Source organism: Plantactinospora sp. DSM 117369, assembly GCF_053764795.1.
In genome coordinates this window covers 9,842,914-9,863,513 of sequence record NZ_CM132446.1, presented here as the reverse complement: position 1 = coordinate 9,863,513, position 20,600 = coordinate 9,842,914, and the positions used below count along the sequence as shown (strand labels likewise).

General features: G+C 72.8%; 20 protein-coding genes. 9 read left to right on the top strand and 11 right to left on the bottom strand.

The genetic code is table 11. From position 1 onward, the window contains the following. Window positions 1-130 precede the first annotated feature (130 nt). Complete coding sequence (locus tag ACSMXO_RS42480) at window positions 131-1,033, bottom strand: LppU/SCO3897 family protein (RefSeq protein ID WP_455416222.1); 903 nt, start codon at window positions 1,031-1,033, stop codon at window positions 131-133. Between the two features lie 85 nt (window positions 1,034-1,118). On the opposite strand from ACSMXO_RS42480, the gene ACSMXO_RS42475 reads away from it, so the two are divergent. Continuing rightward, window positions 1,119-2,396, top strand: coding sequence for an EamA family transporter (locus tag ACSMXO_RS42475; RefSeq protein ID WP_455416221.1), 1,278 nt, complete (start codon window positions 1,119-1,121; stop codon window positions 2,394-2,396). Then, window positions 2,393-3,283: a prepilin peptidase gene (locus ACSMXO_RS42470; protein WP_455416220.1), complete on the top strand. Its 891-nt coding sequence runs from the start codon at window positions 2,393-2,395 to the stop codon at window positions 3,281-3,283. The genes ACSMXO_RS42475 and ACSMXO_RS42470 overlap by 4 nt, the downstream gene beginning before the upstream one ends. A 45-nt stretch (window positions 3,284-3,328) precedes the next feature. Here the strand turns inward: ACSMXO_RS42470 and ACSMXO_RS42465 are convergent, their stop codons facing one another. The 6 genes from ACSMXO_RS42465 to ACSMXO_RS42440 all read right to left on the bottom strand — a co-directional run bounded on the left by ACSMXO_RS42465 (window position 3,329) and on the right by ACSMXO_RS42440 (window position 11,666). Further along, window positions 3,329-6,592, bottom strand: a complete 3,264-nt coding sequence (locus ACSMXO_RS42465; RefSeq protein WP_346258152.1) for a UvrD-helicase domain-containing protein — start codon at window positions 6,590-6,592, stop codon at window positions 3,329-3,331. A gap of 118 nt (window positions 6,593-6,710) precedes the next feature. Then, a complete protein-coding gene (locus tag ACSMXO_RS42460; RefSeq protein WP_455416219.1) occupies window positions 6,711-7,895 on the bottom strand; it encodes a low temperature requirement protein A in 1,185 nt (394 codons plus the stop codon). A 154-nt stretch (window positions 7,896-8,049) separates the two neighbouring features. Beyond that, the gene (locus tag ACSMXO_RS42455) at window positions 8,050-9,414 is read right to left on the bottom strand and encodes a metallophosphoesterase (protein ID WP_455416218.1); all 1,365 of its coding nucleotides are present in this window, start codon (window positions 9,412-9,414) and stop codon (window positions 8,050-8,052) included. 13 nt (window positions 9,415-9,427) lie between these two features. Continuing rightward, window positions 9,428-9,685, bottom strand: a complete 258-nt coding sequence (locus tag ACSMXO_RS42450) for a MoaD/ThiS family protein (protein WP_455416217.1) — start codon at window positions 9,683-9,685, stop codon at window positions 9,428-9,430. A 2-nt stretch (window positions 9,686-9,687) separates the two neighbouring features. After that, on the bottom strand, window positions 9,688-10,758 hold the full coding sequence (gene moaA, locus ACSMXO_RS42445; protein WP_455416216.1) for a GTP 3',8-cyclase MoaA: 1,071 nt from the start codon (window positions 10,756-10,758) through the stop codon (window positions 9,688-9,690). 17 nt (window positions 10,759-10,775) lie between these two features. After that, window positions 10,776-11,666 carry a fructosamine kinase family protein gene (locus ACSMXO_RS42440; RefSeq protein ID WP_455419442.1) on the bottom strand — a complete coding sequence of 297 codons (891 nt, stop codon included), beginning with the start codon at window positions 11,664-11,666 and terminating at the stop codon, window positions 10,776-10,778. A 79-nt stretch (window positions 11,667-11,745) separates the two neighbouring features. On the opposite strand from ACSMXO_RS42440, the gene ACSMXO_RS42435 reads away from it, so the two are divergent. Then, window positions 11,746-12,255 (top strand): GNAT family N-acetyltransferase, encoded by a 510-nt coding sequence (locus ACSMXO_RS42435; protein WP_455416215.1) that lies wholly within the window; start codon window positions 11,746-11,748, stop codon window positions 12,253-12,255. A gap of 84 nt (window positions 12,256-12,339) precedes the next feature. Then, window positions 12,340-14,040 carry a hypothetical protein gene (locus tag ACSMXO_RS42430; protein ID WP_455416214.1) on the top strand — a complete coding sequence of 567 codons (1,701 nt, stop codon included), beginning with the start codon at window positions 12,340-12,342 and terminating at the stop codon, window positions 14,038-14,040. A 96-nt stretch (window positions 14,041-14,136) separates the two neighbouring features. Here the strand turns inward: ACSMXO_RS42430 and ACSMXO_RS42425 are convergent, their stop codons facing one another. After that, the gene (locus ACSMXO_RS42425; protein ID WP_455416213.1) at window positions 14,137-14,328 is read right to left on the bottom strand and encodes a DUF397 domain-containing protein; all 192 of its coding nucleotides are present in this window, start codon (window positions 14,326-14,328) and stop codon (window positions 14,137-14,139) included. Then, entirely contained in the window at window positions 14,319-15,104 is a 786-nt protein-coding gene (locus ACSMXO_RS42420) for a helix-turn-helix domain-containing protein (RefSeq protein WP_455416212.1), read from the bottom strand. The genes ACSMXO_RS42425 and ACSMXO_RS42420 overlap by 10 nt, the downstream gene beginning before the upstream one ends. Before the next feature lie 343 nt (window positions 15,105-15,447). Between ACSMXO_RS42420 and ACSMXO_RS42415 the strand changes: the two genes are divergently transcribed. Continuing rightward, window positions 15,448-15,828 (top strand): hypothetical protein, encoded by a 381-nt coding sequence (locus tag ACSMXO_RS42415; RefSeq protein ID WP_455416211.1) that lies wholly within the window; start codon window positions 15,448-15,450, stop codon window positions 15,826-15,828. A gap of 82 nt (window positions 15,829-15,910) precedes the next feature. Then, window positions 15,911-16,966, top strand: a complete 1,056-nt coding sequence (locus ACSMXO_RS42410) for a DUF4192 domain-containing protein (RefSeq protein WP_455416210.1) — start codon at window positions 15,911-15,913, stop codon at window positions 16,964-16,966. A gap of 104 nt (window positions 16,967-17,070) precedes the next feature. Here the strand turns inward: ACSMXO_RS42410 and fdhD are convergent, their stop codons facing one another. Continuing rightward, complete coding sequence (gene fdhD / locus ACSMXO_RS42405; protein ID WP_455416209.1) at window positions 17,071-17,928, bottom strand: formate dehydrogenase accessory sulfurtransferase FdhD; 858 nt, start codon at window positions 17,926-17,928, stop codon at window positions 17,071-17,073. Between the two features lie 62 nt (window positions 17,929-17,990). Between fdhD and mobA the strand changes: the two genes are divergently transcribed. Further along, window positions 17,991-18,731, top strand: a complete 741-nt coding sequence (gene mobA / locus ACSMXO_RS42400; RefSeq protein ID WP_455416208.1) for a molybdenum cofactor guanylyltransferase — start codon at window positions 17,991-17,993, stop codon at window positions 18,729-18,731. Next, on the top strand, window positions 18,728-18,979 hold the full coding sequence (locus tag ACSMXO_RS42395; protein WP_455416207.1) for a DUF6457 domain-containing protein: 252 nt from the start codon (window positions 18,728-18,730) through the stop codon (window positions 18,977-18,979). Before mobA ends, ACSMXO_RS42395 begins: the two co-directional genes overlap by 4 nt. On the opposite strand, the gene ACSMXO_RS42390 is transcribed toward ACSMXO_RS42395, so the two are convergent. After that, complete coding sequence (locus ACSMXO_RS42390) at window positions 18,976-19,563, bottom strand: PadR family transcriptional regulator (RefSeq protein WP_346258137.1); 588 nt, start codon at window positions 19,561-19,563, stop codon at window positions 18,976-18,978. The two genes, ACSMXO_RS42395 and ACSMXO_RS42390, sit on opposite strands and share 4 nt — an antisense overlap. A gap of 82 nt (window positions 19,564-19,645) precedes the next feature. Here ACSMXO_RS42390 and ACSMXO_RS42385 point away from each other — a divergent pair, with 82 nt between their 5' ends. Beyond that, on the top strand, window positions 19,646-20,545 hold the full coding sequence (locus tag ACSMXO_RS42385) for an extracellular catalytic domain type 1 short-chain-length polyhydroxyalkanoate depolymerase (protein WP_455416206.1): 900 nt from the start codon (window positions 19,646-19,648) through the stop codon (window positions 20,543-20,545). Window positions 20,546-20,600 lie beyond the last annotated feature (55 nt).

The following is a 20,600-nucleotide window of genomic DNA, read 5'->3' as shown; positions in this document are numbered from 1 at the left end:
CGCGCTCCGACTGCGTTACGGACACCTGGGATGGCTGACGCAGGGGTCGGGGTGGGCGCGGATCGTACGCGGCAGGTCGCTCGGACCGCCGCTCATCTCGTCGGAGTGCCGGGTGGCGGCACCCCGGGAGCTATCGTTTCCGAAGACAGAGCACGAAGTCCAGTTCGTCCAGCTCGCTGTTGAAGAAGTAGAAGTTCGTGTAGTTGCGCACCTGGGCACATTTGGTCTTCGCGTCCTGGGCACCGGTGGTGGCGCCGTTGTAGCGGGCGAGCACCTCGTAGGTCTGCGGCGCGCAGCTCGTGATCGCCAGCTTCGGCGTCGCCTCCGTACCCTCGTTCCGGACGCACTGACCGGCCTTGACGAACCGTGCGTCGGTGGACGGTGCGGCCGGCGCGGTCGTCGGTGCCGACTCGGCCGGGAGGCTGGCCTGGTCGGCCGGCTCCTCGGTCTGTTCGGTGACCGGCGACTGGGCGTCCGGCGGCGGCTCGTCGCGGCCGAGCAGGTAGACGCCGATCGCCGCACCGCCGAGGACCAGTACCGCCAGCCCGACCAGGACGGCGACGAAGGACCGGTTGCCGCGCCCCTTCGGCATCGGGTCCGGTGTCGAGGTGGACCATGACGGGTCCGGGGCTGGCGTCGCCCACACCGGGTCGGCGTCGGACGCGGTCCAGCCGCCCGGCGGCGGAGCGTACGGCGCGGACCCGCCGGAGTGGTGCGGCGGCAGAGCGTGGCCGACGTCGTGCCGCCGGGTCGGTGCATAGCCGGCGCCCGGCGCGCCCGAGGGCGGCGCCGCGCCGGGCCCGGCCGGCCCGGGATATCCGGCCGGATAGCCGGGATGGCTGACCGGGGAACCGGGGCCGCCCGGTGGCGCCGACGGCTGCCCGCCTCCCCAGTGGCCCGCCCCGCCCGCCTGGTCCTGCTCGCCCCAGGGGTCGACCGGCTGGCCGTACTCGTCGGTGGTCTGCCGGTCCGGGTCGTTCCACGGCTGCGACGGACCGGGGTACGGTCCGCCGGGCGGTCCGTAGTTGGCCATCGACTGTCCTCCTGGTACGGATCGGTGAGAGGCTCGCCACTCGCCTGGGACGAGCCTGCTGTGGCCACCGTAGCGTGACCCTCCGATGACCTCACCTCCCGGAAGCGCGCCAACCTCGCCGGCCGGGGCCGCCTCGGTCGAGCCGGAACGCGTCGCGCTGGTCGAGGCCGAGCGCGTCGCGCTGGTCGAGGCCGAATGTGCCGCGCCGGTCGAGTGCGAGGTCGAATGTGCCGCGCCGGTCGAGTGCTCGGAGACGCCGGCCGGGCCGGTCGACCGGCCCGCCGTGCCGGCCGGTCCCGCCCCGGCGCCGCCGACCCGCTCGGCACTGAACCTTTTTCAACCTGAACCGCGCGGCGCTCAGGCACCGCGTCCGACCTTGCGGTCCGTCGGACCGCAAGGGGAGGTTGAAAAAGGTTCACTCATCTGGGTCGCGCTGGGCATCGTCTATCTGGTCTGGGGCTCCACCTACCTCGGCATCCGGGTCACCGTGGAGACGCTGCCACCGCTGCTGTCGGCGGCCGCCCGGTTCGTGGTCGCCGCCGGGGTACTGGCGGTGGTACTGCGGCTGTGGCGCGGCCCCGGCGTACTGCGGGTGACCCGGCGCCAACTGGGCAGCACCGCGCTGGTCGGCGTACTGCTGCTGGCCGGCGGGAACGGGCTGGTGGTGCTGGCCGAGTCGGGGCCGCCGTCGATCGCGGTCCCCACCGGGGTCGCCGCGCTGCTCGTCGCCATGGTGCCGCTGCTGGTGGTGGTGCTCCGGGCCGGCACCGGCGACCGGCCCAGGCTGGCCACCCTGCTCGGGGTGAGCGCCGGCTTCGCCGGTCTGGTGCTGCTGGTACTGCCGACCGGAGGCGCCGGCGCGGCCCCGATCGTCGGGGCGCTGACCGTGGTCGGTTCCGCCGTCTCCTGGTCCGTCGGCTCGTTCCTGTCCGGCCGGCTCGACATGCCCGGCGACCCGTTCGTGGCCACCCTCTATGAGATGCTCGCCGGCTCGGCCGCGCTGGCCGTACTCGGTGTCGCCCGGGGCGAGACGCACGGCCTCGACCTCGGCGCGGTCACCACCCGCTCGTGGCTGGCGCTCGGCTACCTCACCCTGGCCGGGTCGCTGGTCGCGTTCACCGCGTACGTCTGGCTGCTGCGCCACGCGCCGATCTCGCTGGTGTCGACGTACGCCTATGTCAACCCGGTGGTCGCGGTCACCCTCGGCGCGCTGCTGCTCGACGAGTCGGTCACCGGGCGGGTGCTGCTCGGCGGTGCGGTGATCGTGCTCGGCGTCGCCCTGGTCGTCTCCACCGAACGCCCACACTCCTCGGCCGGCACCCGTCCGGCCGGCACCGCGACCCGGGGGCGGGGCGGGACGTGACACCGGGCGTGGTGGCGGCGGCCGGGCTTCTCGGAGTCCTGCTCGGACCGCTGCTGCGCCGGCAGATCTTCCGGTACGCCGTGCCCGGGGCGGGACGGCGGACTCCGCAGACCCGCCCGGACCGCCCCGACGTCGCCGGTCTGCGGGACGGTGCCGGTCAGCGGGACGGTGCCGGTCAGCGGGACGGTGCCGGTCAGCGGGACGGTGCCGGTCTTGCAAGGCCGGAGGACCGTGCCGGGCGGACGGGCCGGCGCGACTGCCCGCACTGCGCGGCGGTGCTCGGCACGCCGACCCGGCGGAACCCGCTCGGCGTACTGCCGTCGACCGGGCGCTGTCCGCACTGCCGGGGAGTGGTCGGCCCGCGCCCGGGGCTGGTCGAGGTCGTCGCCGCGACCGGGTACGCCGCGCTCGCCGCCCGGGTCGACGGGGTACTCCCGTTGCTGGCCTACGCCTGGCTCGCCGGCTTCGGCATCGTGCTCGGCTTCGTCGACGTCGCGGTACGGCGGCTCCCCGACCGGCTGACCCTGCCGGCGGCGGCCGGTGCGGCCGGGCTGCTCGGCGCGGCCGCGCTCACCTCCGGCCAGTTCGGCCGGTACGCGGTGGCGGCGGCCTGCGCGCTGGCGCTGGCCGGGGCGTACCTCGGGCTGGTCCTGCTCGCGCCCGGCGGGCTGGGGCCGGGGGACGCCAAGCTCGCCCTGGGGCTCGGCCTCGCCACCGGCTGGTACGGCTGGGACACCGCGTTCTCCGGCGCGCTGGCCGGCCTGCTGCTGGCCAGCGGGTACGCCGCCGTGCTGCTCCGGCTGCGCCGGATCGACCGCCGCGACCACCTGCCGCACGGCCCGGCGATGCTCACCGGCACGCTGGGCGCGGTACTCCTCGCCGCCTGAGCCACGCGCCGCACCACCAGTGAGCCCGGCCCCGGCCGAGGCGGCTCAGAGCAGCCGGAGTTGGCGGTCCTTCGGGCGCCGGGGTGCGTTGTCGCCGAGCCGTTCGAAGAGCCCGGCGTCGATCGCGTCGAGGAACGGCGAGGGTACGCAGTCCCGCTCCTGGCCGTGCCGCAGCCGCCGGCCCACGTGGCTGAGGTAGAGCCGGTCCTGTGCCCGGGTCAGCCCGACGAAGAAGAGCCGGCGCTCCTCCGCCACCTCCTCCTCGCTCGGTGTCGAGCCGGGGAAGCGCAGCGGCAGCAGCCCGTCCTCGCAGCCGGGCAGGAAGACCACCGGGAACTCCAGGCCCTTGGCGGCGTGCAGGGTGAGCAGGGTGACCGCCTCCGCGCGCGGGTCGAGCGCGTCGACCTCGGCCCCGGTGGCCAACTGGGAGAGGAACAGCTCCAGGTCGTCGCCGCAGCGCCGGGCCAGCGGGGTGAGCAGATCCGCTGCCGTCCAGATGTCGTCCGGGCCGATCCCGCCGGTGGCGTCCAGGGTCGGGGTGGCGTGCCGCTCGGCGAGTACCTGCCCGGCCAGGCGTACCCGGGCGGCGACCGAGCCGCCGAGGCCGTCGGCGTGCCGCAGCTCGCGGGCGATCACCGAGACGCCGGGCCGGTCCCGCAGCCGGTTGTGCGAGCGCTTCTGCACCGGGATGTTCGCCCGGGCCAGCGCGTCCAGGATCGGTGCCGCCTGGGCGTCGGTGCGGTACAGCACCGCGATGTCGGAGAAGGACACGTTGCTGGTCCGGCCGTCGATCCGACCGGAGTCGAGGGAGCGGTGCGACAGCCCGCCGACGAGGTCGTCGACGGTGCGTACCACGAAATCGGCCTCGTCCGCGACGGAGGCCGCCGGATAGCGGCCGACCAGCGGCGCCTCCGGGTCGAGCCGGGCCGGGTCGAGCCGGCGGCCCCGGACCAGGGTGGACGGCGCGATCGCCTGTACGGCGGCGGCCAGGATTGGCGCCGACGAGCGGTAGTTGCGGGTCAGCCGGACCAGCCGGGCGTCCACGAAGTCCTGCGAGAACCGCAGGAAGTACGCCACGTCGGCGCCCCGGAACGAGTAGATCGCCTGGTCCGGGTCGCCGATCGCGCAGAGGTTGCCGTCGGCCGGGCTGAGCAGCCGGAGCAGTTCGTATTGCGTGGCGTCCACGTCCTGGTACTCGTCAACGAAGATCCACCGCCACCGGTCCCGGTAGCGCGCGACCAGCTCCGGGTCGTCGCGCAGCAGCGTCACCGGCAGGCCGACCAGCTCGTCCAGGTCGACCAGGTCCTGGCCGCGCAGCAGCTTCAGGTAGGTCGCGTCGTCGTCGCCGGCCTCGGCCCGCGCGGTTGCCCGCTCGGTGTCGTCGGCGATCCGGAAGTCGTCCGGCAGCCCGGCGGCCCGGGCGTTCTCCCGCAGGATGGTCAGGCCGAGCGAGTGGAAGGTGCCGACGGTGACGTCCTCGGCGACCGGCCCGAGCAGCCCGTCCAGCCGGTGCCGCAGCTCCTCGGCGGCCCGCCGGGTGAAGGTGATCGCCAGGCAGTGTTCCGGATAGACGTTCAGCTCGGCGCAGAGGTACGCGATCCGGTGGGTGAGGGTGCGGGTCTTGCCGGTGCCGGGGCCGGCCACGATCAGCAGTGGCCCGCCCGGGGCGGAGGCGGCGACCCGCTGCATCGCGTCGAGCCGGTCCAGCAGCCCGGTGCCCACCTCCTCCATGCCGGCGAGCATCGGCTCGAACGGCTCGTGCGGCGACGGCGGCGGGGCGAGCGGCGGCGCGGGTTCGGCCGGCGGGGTGGCGGCCCGGGGCCGGCGGCGCGGCTCGGCCGGGGCGTCCGGCGCCGGCTGCGTCGGGCGGGCGGCCCGGACCGGCGCCTTCGGCTCCGCGGGTGGTCGCTGTCGCGGCACGGGTACGTCGAAGAGCGCGTCCGCGAAGAGCGTCTCCGCCTGCCCACCGCCCCGACCGGCACCGCCGGAGCCGGACGACAGCTCACCGGGCTCGAAGAGGGTGATCACGCCGTACTCGCCGTCGTAGCCGGGGATCCGGCGTACCTGGCCGCGCCGGAGCCGGGTGATCGCCTCGGCGAGCAGTTCGCCGCCGACCCGGCGGATCTCCTCCACCGGCGTGACGGTGAGGATGTCCAGTTCGGCGCCGAGGCCGGCGACCAGGGTGTTGAGCTGTCCCTCCACCGTCTTCGACTTCGGACCGACCTTGTTGATCTCGCCCAGGATCTCGGCGAGCTGGATCAGGTGGGTGACCTGCGGCGCGTTCGCCGGCCGGTGCCCGTCCGGCCGGTCGGCCAGGTCCTCGACCCGGCTCAGTACGCCGACCGTGAGCGGCTTGCCGCACTCCGGGCAGCGCCCGCCCGCCTCCCTGGTCCGCTCGGGCTCCCAGTTCACCCCGCAGAGCCGGTGCCCGTCCGCGTGGTACTTCCCCTCCTCGGGGAAGAACTCGATGGTGCCCCGCAACCCGTCCCCGGTACGCAGCGCCGCCCGCACCGCGTAGTAGTCGAGGTCGGTGGCGAAGACGGTGGCCTCCCGGGCCAGGGCCGGCGGGGAGTGCGCGTCCGAGTTGGAGACCAGCCGGTAGCGGTCCAGACTGGACACCCGCCAGTTCATCTCGGGGTCGGAGGAGAGCCCGGTCTCGACCGCGAAGATGTGCTCGGCGAGGTCGGCGTAGCAGTCCGCGATCGCGTCGAAGCCGGATTTCGAGCCGAGCGCGGAGAACCACGGGGTCCAGATGTGCGCCGGGACGAGGTAGCCGTCCGGGCTGGCCTCCAGGGTGATTTCCAGCAGGTCCCGGGAGTCCAGGCCGAGAATCGGCCGCCCGTCGGAGCCGATGTTGCCGATCCGGCCGAGTGTGGCGTTGAACCGGGCCACCGCGTCCAGGTCGGGCAGGTAGATCAGGTGGTGCACCTTGCGGGTCCGGTCGTCCCGCTTGTAGATGGTGGAGATCTCGACGCTGAGCATGTAGCGCATCGGGCTCGCCTCGGCGACGCTGGCCAGCCGGGGCGGCAGCCGGCGTGCGATGTCCCGCTCCGCCTCCGGGCTGAGCCGGTAGAGCCCCGGCTCGGCCGGGTGCAGCGTCTCGCGCAGGTGCTCGTACCAGGCGGGGTGGGTGAAGTCACCGGTGCCGAGCAGGCTGATTCCCTTGCGCCGGGCCCACCAGGCGAGGTTCGGCATGGTCAGGTCACGGCTGCACGCGCGGGAGTATTTCGAGTGGATGTGCAGGTCCGCGACGAAGGGCACGGCGGCGGAGGGGGAGCCGTCAGCGGGTGCGGCGCGCAACGGAGACACGCCGCATCCTGTCACGGCCTCACCTGTGGGCGCGTGTCGCCACGCGAGAGTGTGATTTCCCGCCCGCCGCCGCGGCCGTCCCGCCGCCGCCGGCAACGGCGGCGTGCCGAGGTTGCGGTCACAGCCGGCGGGGCAGGTCCTGATCGCCGGGCTTGACGCCGGTGTGCACGAGGTCCCAGGCCACGATTCCGGCCAGAATCGCGACGATCGATCCGGCGAGGAGCACCACGGAGTGCCCGGCCAGTACCGGCGCGGCGGCGACCAGCGCGAGGATGCCGGCCAGTCGTGGGGCAGCGACCCCGACGAACTCGTGTCGCCCGAGCAGCGCGTGCCCGGCGAGGAAGAGCACCGGACCCGCGACGAAGACCGGGACCTCGAACGGGGGCGCCGTGCCGATCGGATCCGCTATCAGCCTGCCGGCCGCCGTGGTGGTGGCGACGACCCCGGCCACCATGACCAGGTGCGCGAGGCCGGCCTCCCGAGGGCGGACCCTGGGATCCGGCGCTGCGGCGAAGCTCGGTGCGAGCCTCTCCCGAATCCGGTGGAAGTAGATCCAGTAGAGCAGCACGGTGATCGCGAACGACAAGACGAACGCGACGCCCCGGTGGGGGGTGAAGTCGCTGTTGTGGAAGGCCAGGCCGCTGACCGCGACGGTCTGGCCCAGCGCGATGATGATGAACTGCCGGTAGCGTTCGGCGAAGTGTTCGCTGGCGAGGTTCAGTTCCCTGGCCGGAGTGCGGCCGATTCCCGGAGCGGGCCAGCCGATGAGGGCGCAGACGTAGTCGATCGTGATGGCGAGGCCCCAGAGGGCGAACCGGGCGTCGCCCTCGACGAACGCGCCGGCCAGCCAGGGCACGGCGGAGACGGCGAACCAGAAGACGGCCCGCAGCGGCCGGAGGCCGAGCTCGTCGTGTCGCAGGACGTAGGCCATGATCGAAGCGCGGCCGAGGTTGATGGCGAGGTAGCTGACCACGAAGAGCAGGCCGCGATGCTCGAACGCCTCCGGGATGGCGGTGGAGAGCGCCAGCGCACCGAACATCGACCCGATGACCAGCAACTGGAGGCTGATGGCCCGGGAGTCGATGCTGTCGGTGAGCAGGTTGGTATATGCCCAGACCCACCAGATGGCCATGAGGATCAGCAGGGTCTGGGCGGCGCCGACCCAGTGCAGGCGGTTGGTCAGCATCTCCGCGAGCCGGAACAGGCTGAACACGTAGACCAGGTCGAAGAAGAGTTCGACGAAGGTGATCGGCTTCGGGCGGTGCAGGTCGCGGACGAGTTTGGACCGCCTGCCCCGGGTCATCCGCCTGCCTCGCCCGCTTTCCGAGGATCTCTCCCGTCGACGGTGGGGGTGAACACCCAAAATATCCGAGGACATGGGTTGACGAGGCGAAAAGACCGATCCCGACGTCGTCGTGGGTCCGGACGGTGCTGCCCGGATCGCCGTCGGTGCCGGGTCAGGCTGAACGTAGCTCGACCAGGGTCACCTGAGGTGGGGCGCCGACCCGGACCGGCGGCCCCCAGAACCCGGCGCCGTTGGTGACGTAGATCTGGGTGCCGCCGATGGTGGCGTGCCCGGAGACGACCGGCTGTTGCAACCCGACCAGCAGGTTGAAGGGCACGATCTGGCCGCCGTGGGTGTGCCCGGAGAGTTGCAGGTCGACGCCGTGCCGCGCCGCCTCGTGTACGTTGACTGGCTGGTGCGCGAGCAGCACCACCGGCCGGCTCGGGTCCCGGCCGCCCAGCGCCGCCGCGAAGTCGGGGCCCTGGGCGAAACCGAGGCTCTCGCCCGCCGGGTCGTTGACTCCGGCCAGGTCGAGGGCGCCGCCCCGGGCCAGGATCTCCTCGCGCCGGTTCTGCAACACCCGCAGCCCGAGCCGGTCCAGCTCGACCACCCACTCCTCGACCCCGGAGTAGTACTCGTGGTTGCCGGTGACGAAGAAGCTGCCGTACCGGGGCCGGAGGTCGCGCAGGGGTGCCGCGGCGGGGCCGAGTTCGCCGACGGTGCCGTCGACGAGGTCACCGACCACCGCCACCAGGTCGGCGTCGAGCCGGTTGATGATCGACACGATCCGCTCGGTGTGCGCCCGGCCGGTCAGCGGTCCGATGTGGATATCGGAGACGGTGGCGATCCGCAGCCCGTCCATGCTCCGGGGGAGCTTGGCCAGCGGGATCTGGACCCGGTCGAGCTGCGGCGGGCCGAGGGCGGTGCGCACGCCGTACCCGACGACCCCGGTCGCGGTGAGCCCGGCGAAGATCGCGGCGCCCCGGGCGAGCAGCAGCCGGCGGCCCGGATCGTGGTCCGGTGCCGGCGGTGCGGCCGGGACCGGCGGTGGCGTGGCGGTCGGGGGCGGCCCGGACGGCGTCGCGGCGATCAGCGCCGGCTCCCGGTCGGGGGCCGCGTCGGTCGGCGGTACGCCACCGATCGGCCGACCCTGAGCAGCGGCTCCGGCCTCCGCACCGCCGGCAGCCGCACCGTCGGACTCGGCCGCGGCCGGGGCGGCCGCCGGCACGGCCACCCGGGTGCGGCGCAGCGCCAGCCTGGCCGCCAGCATCGGGATCTCCAGTACGGCCAGCAGGACGAGCAGGTAGAACATCACGGCCAGCCAGAGATAGCCCGGCCAGGCCAGCCAGTAGAAGCCCTGCTGGGTGCCGACCAGTGTCGCCGGGGTGAGCAGGGCCAGCACCAGCACGGCCACGCCGCCGACCCGGCGCCAGCGCCCCGGCCGGGTGGTGTCCCGGACCAGCCGCTTCCAGAGGTAGAGATGGATCAGGCCGGTGACCAGCGCCAACGTCCCCGCGAAGCCGAGCACCCCGAACAAGCTCGTGCCCTCCTCAGCCGCCCGCGAACGGCGGCAGGACGTCGACCGTCGCACCGACCGGCAGTGGCGCCCGCCGGTCGTGCCAGGCGACGCCGTCGACCAGGAAGCTCGCCATTTCGAGCACGGTGGCCAGCCGCTCGCCGTGCCGGTCGACCAGCTCACCGGCGAGCTGGTCCAGGCTGCCGCCGCCCGGCACGGTCTCCTCCGGTACGCCGGCAGCGGCCCGCGCGGCGGCGAAGTAGCGTACGACCAGGGTGGGTGTGGAGGTCATCGTCAGCCGCCGATCGCCGACATCGGCCGGGCCGGTTGGAGGAACGTCGGGTCGTCGATGCCGTGCCCGGCCCGCTTGCCCCACATCGCCGTCCGCCACCGGTCGGCGAGTTCGTCGTCGGAGGCGCCGCCGCGCAGCGCCGTCCGCAGGTCGGACTCGTCGGTGGCGAAGAGGCAGTTTCGCACCTGCCCGTCGGCGGTGAGGCGGGTCCGGTCGCAGTCTCCGCAGAACGGCCGGGTCACGCTGCCGATCACGCCGACCCGGGCCGGCCGGCCGGCGGCGTCCGTCCAGCCCTGCACCAGCCAGGTCTCGGCCGGCGCCCCGCCCCGCTCGTCCGGGTCGGGCAGCAGGGTGAACTCGGCCCGCAGCGCGGCGAGGATCTCCTCGGCGGTGACCATGGTCGACCGGTCCCAGCCGTGCTGGGCGTCCAGCGGCATCTGCTCGATGAAACGGAGCTGATAGCCGTGGGTGAGCGCGAAGCGGAGCAGCTCCGGCGCCTCGTCGTCGTTGACCCCGCGCATCAGCACCGAGTTGATTTTCACCGGGGTCAGCCCGGCGGCCACCGCCCCGGCCAGCCCGGCCAGTACGGCGTCCAGCCGGGGTCGCCGGGTTAGCTCGGTGAACCGGGTCGGGTCGAGGCTGTCCAGCGAGACGTTGACCCGGTCGAGCCCGGCCTCGCGCAGCGGCCCGGCGAGCCGGTCGAGCCCGATCCCGTTGGTGGTCAGCGAGAGCACCGGCCGGGGCGAGAGTGCGGCGACGGCGGCGATGATGCCCGGCAGCCCGGGGCGGATCAGCGGCTCGCCGCCGGTGAACCGGACCTCGGTCACCCCGAGCAGGCGCACCGCGATGCCGACCAGGCGGACGATCTCGTCGTCGGTCAGCACCTCCGACTTCGGCAGCCAGGGCAGCCCCTCGGCCGGCATGCAGTAGGTGCACCGCAGGTTGCACCGGTCGGTGAGCGAGACCCGCAGGTCGGTCGCGGCCCGGCCGTACCGGTCGACGAGGCCCCCGACGTCCGGCCGGTCCGCCGACGTCCGGTCCGGTGCTCCGCCGGATCGAACGGGAATGGTCATCGCTCGACGGTAGCGCGTCAGACCGACAGTGCGGCGCGAGCCGCCCTACCTACCGCATCCCGGTACGCCGCGCCGAAGAGCGCGGTGTGCACCAGCAGCAGGTGGAGCTGGTGCACCGGCACCCGTTCCCGCCAGCCGTCGGCCAGCGGCCACACCTCCTGGTAGGCGTCCACGATCGTGTCCAGGTGCGGGGCGCCGCCGAAGAGGGCGAGCTGGGCCAGGTCGGTCTCCCGGTGCCCGCCGTGCGCCGCCGGGTCGACCAGCCAGACCCGCCCGTCGGCGCCCCACAGCAGGTTGCCGGGCCACAGGTCACCGTGGATCCGGGCGGGCGGCTCGGCGCCGCCGTACTCCTCGATCCGGGAGATCACCCGCTCCACCAGGGTGACCTCGGCCGCGGCGAGCGCGCCGTTGTCGACCGACTGCCGCAGGTAGGGCACGAGCCGGTGCTCGCCGAACCAGACCGGCCACGGGCCGGCGGAGAGGGTGTTGTCCTGCGGCAGCGCCCCGACGAAGCCCGGCCAGTCCGCCCCGAAGGTGTCCGCGCCGGCCCGGTGCAGCGCGGCCAGGTCGGCGCCGAACCGCCGGGCCGCCGCCGGGGTCGGGTCGCCCGGCTCCACCCACTCCAGGGCCAGCAGCTCCGGCAGCGCCGCGATCACCTCCGGCACCGGCACCGCGCCGGCCGCGCGCAGCCAGCGCAGCCCGGCCGCCTCGGTGGCGAAGAAATTCTCGGGTACGGCCTCCGTCGCACCCTCCGGCCAGGACTTGGCGAAGACGGAGTTGCCGTCGTCCAGGGTGAGCCGGGTGGCGGCGCAGATGTCACCCCCGGGCACCGGCGTCTCCCGGATCCGCTGGTGGGTGAGGAAGAGCGGAAGCTGCCCGGGATGCTCCCGCAGGTACGCCAGGTCCATCTGGGCAAGGTAACTGTTCACCGGCCGCTCTTGGCCAACCAGGTGTCGCGGTGCCGCGATCGGGAGTACATATGAGGGCGTGGCCGCCACCGCGATCCGACCGTACCGGCCCGCCGACCATCGGGCCGGTCGGCGGCTCTGGGCCGAGCTGACCGAGCAGCACCGCGAGCTGTACGAGGATCCGACCTTCGGCGGCGCCGACCCGGGCGCGGCGTTCGAGGAGTACCTGACCCGGCTGGACCTCTCCGGGGTGTGGGTGGCGGAGCGGGGCGACGCCGGGGTGGTCGGGCTGATCGGCCTGATCATGGACGGCCTGGACGGCCGGGTCGAACCGGTGGTGGTGACCGCGCCGCTCCGGGGTCAGGGGATCGGCCGGGCGCTGCTCGACCAGGTGGCCGAGGAGGCCCGGCGGCGCGGGCTGGCCCGGCTCACGGTGAAGCCGCAATCCCGCAACGTGGAGGCGCTGCGCTGCCTGCGCGGCGCCGGCTACGACGTGCTGTCGGCGATCGAGCTGACCGTCGAACTGCGGCCGGGCTCCGGTGCCCGCCGTGGCCAGGTCGAGCTGCACGGACAGCAGTTCCACACCTGACCCGGAGGGCGCAGAAGGTTCCGACTGGTCAACCCCTGCCATGCGCCCACGGCCCCTCCACACCAGGGAGAGGCCGTATTCACGTTGCGTCGTGGCGTGCACCTAATACGCTGCGTGCTGCCGGCAACACAGCGGCCTGCACGACCGGACCATCGCGGTCCGGTCGCACGTCTACGGGGAGGACACATGGCTGCTGCGCGTCTTCGCGCAGTCTCACGCATCCTGGCCACCGCCACAGCGGCCACGGTGCTACTCGGGGCGGCGGCCGCACCGGCCGCCGCGGCGGCGAAACCGAAGATCACCTTCTCCGGCATCGCATTCGCGACGGACCAGGTCGACACCACCACCGGTGGTACGACCGTCACCCTGAACTGGACGGTGAACGATACGTCGACCACTGCCCGCGACCTCAGCGGCAGCATCTACGTGCAGCGTTACAGCGGTACCACCGCGATCGGGCCGGTCGAGCAGATTCGGTTCGGTCTCAACGGCGGCTGGCCCGTCGTCGGGCCGCACACGGGCGGGATCGCCAGCTCCTCCTACGCATACGACTTCCTCGTGACCGAGTACGGTCCGGCTGCGCCGGTGACCTACCGCGTCACCAAGATCACCGCGACCGACGACCAGGGCACCACACGGACCCTGTCCGGCGCCAAGATCGACCCAGCGGCCGTGCTGGCCGCCACCCAGACCCCCGACACCGCGCCGCCGGGGATCGAGATGGTCTGGCTCGACCCGCCAACCAAGGCCCACATGTACGACGACGGCTCCGGCACAACCCTGCGCTACGGCGTACACATCAAGGACGACCCGGGGGCGGGCTTCTGGAAGGGCCGCATCGTGCTGGACGGTCCCGGCGCCGCCGAGATCGTCGCGCCGATCACCCTGTCGTACAGCAACCAGGGCGGAATGCTCTGTGGGGACAGGCAGAACTGGGAAATTTGGCACGTTCAGTGCCAGGTGCCGGTGACGCTGCCGCCGGGTAGTCCCACCGGCGAATGGAAGGTGAAGGCGGTCAACCTGACCGACCGGGCCGGCAACACCAAGCGCTACAGCGGCATCGACGTGCCGACGGTGCGGGTCACCCGCAACGAGGCGATCAGCGCCACCGGATTCGCGCTGAACCCGACACAGGTGAACAACTGGCGCGAGCCGGCGACGACCACGCTGACGTTCACCGCGAGCGGAGTACAGGGCGAGTTGACCGCCACGGTCGAGACCACGACCTGCTCGACCTGGAACCAGGTGCTGACCGAGGGACCGGCCGGCAGGTACTCGCTGCCAGTGGTGATGAGCCAGCTAAGCGACTCATGCACCATCGACGGCATCCTGTTCACCGACACGGCCGGTTCGGTCTCGGTGTACGGCGCCCACTACGGGGGGCCGGCGCTCGACCTGCGGGCCACTCGGGTGCCCGACACGACCCGGCCGGTGGCGATCGCGGCGGCACTGAGCCGCACCGAGGCCGCTCCGGGTGAGGTGGCCCACGGCATCAGCGTCCATGTCACCATCGACGACGTAACGCTCGCTCCGGTGGACGGGTTCTCGACCACCATCTACAACTCCCTCGGCCACTCGGTGGGCGGCGCGTACGGCGGCATCAACGTCGGGTCAGACGGGCGCCTCTCGCTGCCGGTCAGCTTCCGCAGCCTGCCGCCGGGGACGTACACGGTGGGCTTTACACTCACCACCTCGGCCGGCAACAGCGCATCGTGGGGCTACCCCAACGGGGGTACCCCGGCACCGTCCGGGCCGCTGGTGTTTACCAGCCTGCCAGCGGCCTGACCTACCACACAGCGGTAAGTGCGGCCCGCTCCCCGTTCGGGAGTGGGCCGCACATCTTTGGGCTACCCGGGTTGCCGGCCGTTGTCCTGGCCCGCGCTACCGCTGGTGTGTGATGCCCGCGACGAAGGCGTGCCAGGCGGTGGGGGTGAAGGCGAGGATGCCGCCGTCGCGGTCCTTGCTGTCCCGGACGAGTACCCGCCCGGGCAGGTTGTCCGCGACCTCGACACAGCTTCCGCCGTTGGGAGTGGAGCGCGTGCTCTTGCGCCAGACTGCGCCGGTCATGTCCATGACTCTGCCACTTCCTTGAGGAGGTCCAGGGATTGGCGGGCGGGCAACGCGACTGCGCTGACATCGTCCCAGACCGCATGCAGCGCTGTCACGTGGCTTGAGCCGGTGACCATCTGACCCTCCAGGTGGTTGTCCAGATAGCCGACGTCTTCCGCGTCGGTGAAGCTCGCGAGTTCCAGTGGTCCGCCCCAGCCGAGATGCGCCGGAGCGTCGATCGGAATGATGCGAATGGTGATGTTGGGCCGGCCGGCGAGTGCGATGAGATGTTGGATCTGATCCGACATGATCTCTGCCGTGCCACGCCGGATCGCGAGCTCCTCGATGACGGCTGATATGCGCGGTGGTTCTTCTCGATCTAGAATCGCCTGCCGGCTCAACCGGAGCTGCACCCTGCGTTCGATCTCATGGGGCTGGAGAGCGGCGCACGAGAGAACCATTCGCGCGTACCGCTCGGTCTGGAAGAGTCCGGGGATCACGAGCGCGCCGTACAGTCGCAGGGCGGTGGCCTTCTCCTCGTACTCCAGCCAGGGGCGTAACCACACCGGGGCGAGTTCCTGCCTGACGAAGCTCTCGTAGAAGACCGCCAGCGACGTGCCGTACTCGTTGTCGACGGCCTGGAGATAGTCGAGCTTCGCCGGCCGGGCACCCCGCTCGACCGCGCTCACATGCTGCGACGAGAAGTAGATCCGTGATCCCCACTCGCCCTGGCTGAGCCCCTCGACCGCCCGTCGGCGGCGCAGTTCCCATAGCAGAAACTCGCTGGCTGACATGCTCATCCGCGCTCTCCGACTCTCTACGAAAGGTGCTCGATTCTCTACGCCCCAATACCTCCGCAGCCGGCCCGACCACCCGGCCGCCGCCCATCTTCCCGGGTCAGTCATCCCGCGTCCAGAGTGGAAGGCAGGCGCATTCGTCCGGATCCCCCGCACGATTCCCGAAAGGACGGACGGATGTGCGCGGGGGTGGCATCGAGGTGTACGCCCACGACGCCACCCCCGCATCCATCGCGACCCGCCGAGCGGAGGAAGGCACCATGAAATGGCGATCTCGATCAGATTCCGTACACAGACGGGACTGGCGCCGATTGGGGCGCTATTGCCGCTGCGGCCTCCGTTGGCGATGCCCCGACTCGACCACACCGGCGCCGTCCCCGACACCGCGTCTCCGGGCCAGGAACTCCCGGTGGTGAGCCGCCGGCCGTACGCCCGGTTCCGGCCGCACACGCCGATCCGCCCGCTGTTCCGCTGCCGGGAGTGCGGCGGACCCTGGCCGTGCCAGCCCGCCCGGTTGGTGCTGCTGGCGATGTACCGGGACGACCGGCACCGGCTGGCGATCTTCCTGGCCAGTCGGTTGCTGGCCGCGATCGAGGACCAGCCCGGCCGGAAGCCGATGGATCTCGCCGCACGGTTTCTGGGCTGGCTTCCGTCGGCATCGACAAAATGCGATACATCTGGCGGCGGGTCGCACTTGCCGGCTGAGCAGCGGAACTACGAAGAGTAGCTGTGGATAACCGTGGACGTGTCGTCCACAGGTGGCCAATCGGGTACCCGGTCATCGCTGCCGCCTCGGCACGCTGCCCGCCATGACCCCGATCGATCGAGCCGTCCTCGCCGTCCGCTCGACCACCGACCTGCTCGCCGCCGTGCCATACCTGCTCGGCTTCCACCCGACCGACAGCGTGGTGGTGATGGCGCTGCGCGGCAACCGGGTCGTCTTCGTCGCCCGTGGCGACCTGCCCGGCACCACCGCCGGCCCGGCGGCCACCGTCGAGGTCGGCGAGGCCGCCGCGCAGGTCGCGGCGGTCGTCGCCCGGCAGCGTGTCGAGACCACGACCGTCATCGGGTACGGCGGACCGGCCCGGGTCACCCCGGCGGTCGACGCGGTGACCGCCGCCCTCGGCCGGGTCGGGCTGCCGGTGCTCGAAGCGCTCCGGGTGACCGGGGACCGCTACTGGTCCTACCTCTGCGGAGACGCGGACTGCTGTCCGGCCGAGGGGCGGCCGTTCGACTCCTCGACCAGCCAGCTCGCCGCGGCGGCCACCTTCGCCGGCCAGGTCGCACTCCCCGACCGGGACGCCCTGGTCCGGCGGATCGCCCCGGTCGACGGCCCGGCCCGGGACGCCCTGCGGGAGGCGGCCAGGAAGGCGGAGTCCCGCCTCGGCACGCTGCTGGAGAAGGTCCCGCCCGGGGATCCGCAGGGCCGTCGGGCGCTGCGCCGGGCCGGCCGCACGACGGTACGCAGGGCGATGCATCGATACCGTACCGGCGGTCAACTCACCGACGACGAGGTGGCCTGGCTCAGTCTGCTCCTGGTGCACCTGCCGGTTCGGGACGACGCCTGGCGGCGGACCGGTGGCGAGGAGTGGCATCTCGCGCTCTGGACGGACGTGCTCCGTCGGGCCGAGCCGGAACTGGTGCCCGCCCCGGCCAGCCTGCTCGGCTTCGCCGCCTGGCGGGCCGGGCAGGGTGCCCTGGCCAGCGTGGCGGTGGAACGTGCGTTGCAGGCGCAGCCCGGCTACTCGTTCGCCCAGCTCCTCGCCGAGGCGTTGCAGGCCGGGATCGGCCCCTCCGTACTCGACGACTGGCTCGACTCCGACCGCGAAGACTCGCCGCCCTGTCCCGGAGACGAGCGGCGATGACGGCGGGATCTCGGGTGGGATCCGGTGGGCGCACAGGCGGGGCAGCTCGACAGTCCGCACCGCAGACACCCCGGCCCCGCCGGTGCTGGGCGGGAGAATACGGGTCAGAAGGTGATCCGGGTGTCTCCGGCGTACACGTTCATGGTGCCGCCCCGGAGGAAGCCCACCAGCGTCATCCCGGCCTCGGTCGCCAGTTCGGCGGCGAGGGTGCTCGGCGCGGAGACGGCGGCGAGCAGCGGGATGCCGGCCATCCACGCCTTCTGGGTGAGTTCGAAGCTGGCCCGGCCGGAGACCAGCAGCAGGTGCCCGCGCAGCGGCAGCCGCTGCTCCCGGACCGCCCAGCCGATCACCTTGTCGACCGCGTTGTGCCGGCCCACGTCCTCGCGCAACACCACGAGTTTCCCGTCGGCGCTGAACAGCCCGGCGGCGTGCAGCCCGCCGGTACGGTCGAAGCCCCGCTGGGCGGCCCGGAGCTGGTCCGGCAGATCGGCGAGGGTACGTGCCGGCACGGTGACCGGGTCCGTCGACACGTCGTGCCGGGACCGGGTCCGGACGGCGTCGATGCTGGCCTTGCCGCACACCCCGCACGAACTGGTGGTGTAGAAGTTCCGGGCCGGATCGGTGGTCGGTGCCGGTACGTCGTCGGCGAGGACGATGTCCACCACGTTGTAGGTGTTCGGGGTGTCGGTGCCGGCGCAGAGCTGCGCCGTGCGTACGTCGTCGGCGGTCCGGATGATCCCCTCGGTGACCAGGAACCCGATCGCCAGGTCGATGTCGTCGCCGGGGGTACGCATTGTTACCGCCAGCGGGGCACGCCGGTTTGGCCCGGCCGGACCCACCCGGATCTCCAGCGGCTCCTCGGCGGCGAGGTTGTCCTGCCGGCGCGCCGAGACCCGACCGCCCGCCGCGACGGAGTCCAGGTCTATCCGCAGCACACTCCGCCGACCACTGGCTCGTCCCATGCCCACAATCCTGCCTCGCGGCCCGTCGCCCACCGCCGCAAGCCCCGGTTACCGTTACCGCCATGACCGGAACAGGGCCGTCGACCACGCCGGAATCGGCCGAGCCCGTCTCCATCGCGTCCGTCGCGGCCCAGCCCGCTGCGGCCGCGTCCGTCGCGGCCCAGCCCGACGGTGGCGGGTTCGCGGCGGTGGTGCTGGCCGGTGGGGCGGCCCGCCGGATGGGTGGTGCCGACAAGCCGGCGCTGCCGGTGGGCGGTCGCGCGATGGTGGACCGGGTGCTCGCGGCGGCCGCCGATGCCGACCTCCGGGTCGTGGTCGGCCCGGCCGGCGAGCTACCGGCCGGCGTTCGGGCGACCCGGGAGCAGCCGCCCGGTGGCGGACCGGTCGCCGCGCTCGCCGCCGGACTGGCCCTGCTGCCCGACGCAGCCGACACCACGCCGCCCGACGCAGCCGACACCGGCACCGTCGCGCTGCTCGCCGCCGACCTGCCACTGCTGACCACCGACGCGGTGCGCCAGCTCCGGGCCGCGCTGTCCCGGGCACCCGGTGTCGACGGCGTGGTCTACGTCGACAACGCCGGACGGGCGCAGTTTCTCTGCGGGGTCTGGCGGGTCGCTCCGCTGCGGGCCGCGTTGACCCGACTGGCCGCCGGCCGCGACGGCATCCTCACCGGTACGTCGATGCGCGCCCTGATCGCCGAGCTGACCGTGACCGAGCTGGCGTGGCGGGGGACGGGGCCGCCACCCTGGTTCGACTGCGACACTGAGGACGACGTACGCCGGGCAGAGGAGTGGATCAGGTGAACGCGATGGACCGCTGGGTGGCGGCGGCGTGTGCCGAACTCGACGTCGATCCGGCGCAGGTCGACGTGCCCCGGGTACTCGACCTGGCCCGCGACGTGGCGCACAACGTACTCCGGCCCGGCGCTCCGGTCACCGCGTACCTGCTCGGGCTCGCGGTCGGCCGCGGCGCGGACCCGGCCGTCGCGGCCGCCAACCTCGCCGATCTGGCCGCCCGCTGGTCGTCGGAGAACGGCGACGCCGACGCCTAGGCCGGATCCGGCGACGACTCGCGTCGGAGCCGGCCGAGTTCGGTCATCCGCTCGGCCATCCACCGGCACCAGCGGATCCGGGGCGGTGTGCCGGCCAGCGCCAGCTCCAGGGTCGCGAAGGCGCCGAACTGCGGATGGAGCGGATCGTCCGCGTGCCGGGACAGCAGGTCGGCGTGCTGTTCCTGGAAGGCGTCCAGCCGGCGTTGGTACGTCTCGGCCTCGGCGAGATAGAACTCCCGCATCCCGTCCGGATCGGCGGCGGCCAGCGCGTACGTCTTGAGGAGTGCCTCGTCCCGGAACGCCCGGGGTGCGGGCGGCTCGACCAGCCAGGCGGCCAGCGCCTCCCGGCCGGCGGCGGTGAGTCGGTGTGTCTTGCGCTGCCGTGGCCCCGGCCCGGCCTCGGCGTCGTGCTCGATCAACCCACTCGCCGACAGCCGGGCCAGCTCGGGATAGATCTGGCTCTGCTGGGCGGTCCAGTAGTAGCCGATCGGCTTGCGCATCCGCTGGACCAGTTCGTAACCGGTGAGCGGGCCACGGTGGAGAGCGCAGAGCAGGGCATAACCCAGCGCACTGACGGTAGCCAAACTGTTATCTCCCGGAGCGGCTTTGCTATGTCAATTTTGACATAGTCTCCCGACCAGCAACCGCACATCGAACGGGGAACTGATGCGCAGCGTTGGACGATCCATCCTGGCAGCGATCGCGTTGACGGCGGTCATCGGCACGACCGCCGCCTGCGGTGCGGAAGGCGACGCCGGTCCGGAGACCGACCCGAGTGCGTCCCGGGCCGCCCGCCCGGCGGTCTCCCCGGCGCCCGGCGACCACACCCTGGCGATCGACCGGGCCGGCGCGGAACGGACCTGGGCGGTGCACGCCCCGCCCGGGTACCGCCCCGGCGTGCCCACTCCGCTGGTGGTGGCCCTGCACGGCACCGACCAGAGCGTCGACCGGCTGCGGGACACCAGCGGGCTCAACACCCTCGCCGACGCCGAAGGATTCCTGGTCGCCTACCCGAAGTCGCTGAACAGGCAGTTCAGCCGAATCGCCGAGCAGGGCGACGACATCAACTTCGTCCGGGCGCTGGTCGACAAGATGGTCAAGGAGTGGTCCGTCGACCCGGCCCGGGTCTACGCGACGGGGTTCTCCTCCGGCGCCGAGCTGACGTACGCGCTCGGGGTCGAGGCGCCCGAGGTGTTCGCGGCGATCGCGCCGGTCAGCGGGGCCTTCGCCGGCGGCCCGGCGGCCAGTGACCCGAACTACAAGCCGAGCAGACCCGTCTCGTTGATCACCTTCATCGGCCGGGAGGACCGCAACTCCTCCCGGATGTACAGCGGGCTCTCCCGCTGGCAGAAGAACCTGGGCTGCACCGTGGGGAAGCCGGTCTGGGTCGACGCGACCAGGACGGTGAACCGCACGGCGAGCACCTGCCCGGACGGCAGCCGGGTCGTCGACTACACGGTGAACGGGATGGGCCACGCCTGGCCGTCGGCGAGCGGTTACCGGGCCGCCGTCGATGCCACCGCCGCGATGTGGGAGTTCTTCGCCGCCAGTCCCCGTCGCCAGTGACGGTCTGCGCCGAGGGGCCTGTCCTCCGGGTACCCGGGACGGCCCCTCTAGTGTC

Coding starts and splice junctions, on each gene's coding strand:
- moaA (WP_455416216.1), bottom strand. CDS start 10,758: ATGACCATTCCCGTTCGATCCGGCGGAGCACCGGACCGGACGTCGGCG.
- mobA (WP_455416208.1), top strand. CDS start 17,991: ATGACCGGAACAGGGCCGTCGACCACGCCGGAATCGGCCGAGCCCGTC.
- ACSMXO_RS42440 (WP_455419442.1), bottom strand. CDS start 11,666: ATGGACCTGGCGTACCTGCGGGAGCATCCCGGGCAGCTTCCGCTCTTC.
- ACSMXO_RS42460 (WP_455416219.1), bottom strand. CDS start 7,895: ATGACCCGGGGCAGGCGGTCCAAACTCGTCCGCGACCTGCACCGCCCG.
- ACSMXO_RS42415 (WP_455416211.1), top strand. CDS start 15,448: ATGCCCCGACTCGACCACACCGGCGCCGTCCCCGACACCGCGTCTCCG.
- ACSMXO_RS42420 (WP_455416212.1), bottom strand. CDS start 15,104: ATGAGCATGTCAGCCAGCGAGTTTCTGCTATGGGAACTGCGCCGCCGA.
- fdhD (WP_455416209.1), bottom strand. CDS start 17,928: ATGGGACGAGCCAGTGGTCGGCGGAGTGTGCTGCGGATAGACCTGGAC.
- ACSMXO_RS42385 (WP_455416206.1), top strand. CDS start 19,646: ATGCGCAGCGTTGGACGATCCATCCTGGCAGCGATCGCGTTGACGGCG.
- ACSMXO_RS42480 (WP_455416222.1), bottom strand. CDS start 1,033: ATGGCCAACTACGGACCGCCCGGCGGACCGTACCCCGGTCCGTCGCAG.
- ACSMXO_RS42450 (WP_455416217.1), bottom strand. CDS start 9,685: ATGACCTCCACACCCACCCTGGTCGTACGCTACTTCGCCGCCGCGCGG.
- ACSMXO_RS42425 (WP_455416213.1), bottom strand. CDS start 14,328: ATGGACATGACCGGCGCAGTCTGGCGCAAGAGCACGCGCTCCACTCCC.
- ACSMXO_RS42410 (WP_455416210.1), top strand. CDS start 15,911: ATGACCCCGATCGATCGAGCCGTCCTCGCCGTCCGCTCGACCACCGAC.
- ACSMXO_RS42475 (WP_455416221.1), top strand. CDS start 1,119: ATGACCTCACCTCCCGGAAGCGCGCCAACCTCGCCGGCCGGGGCCGCC.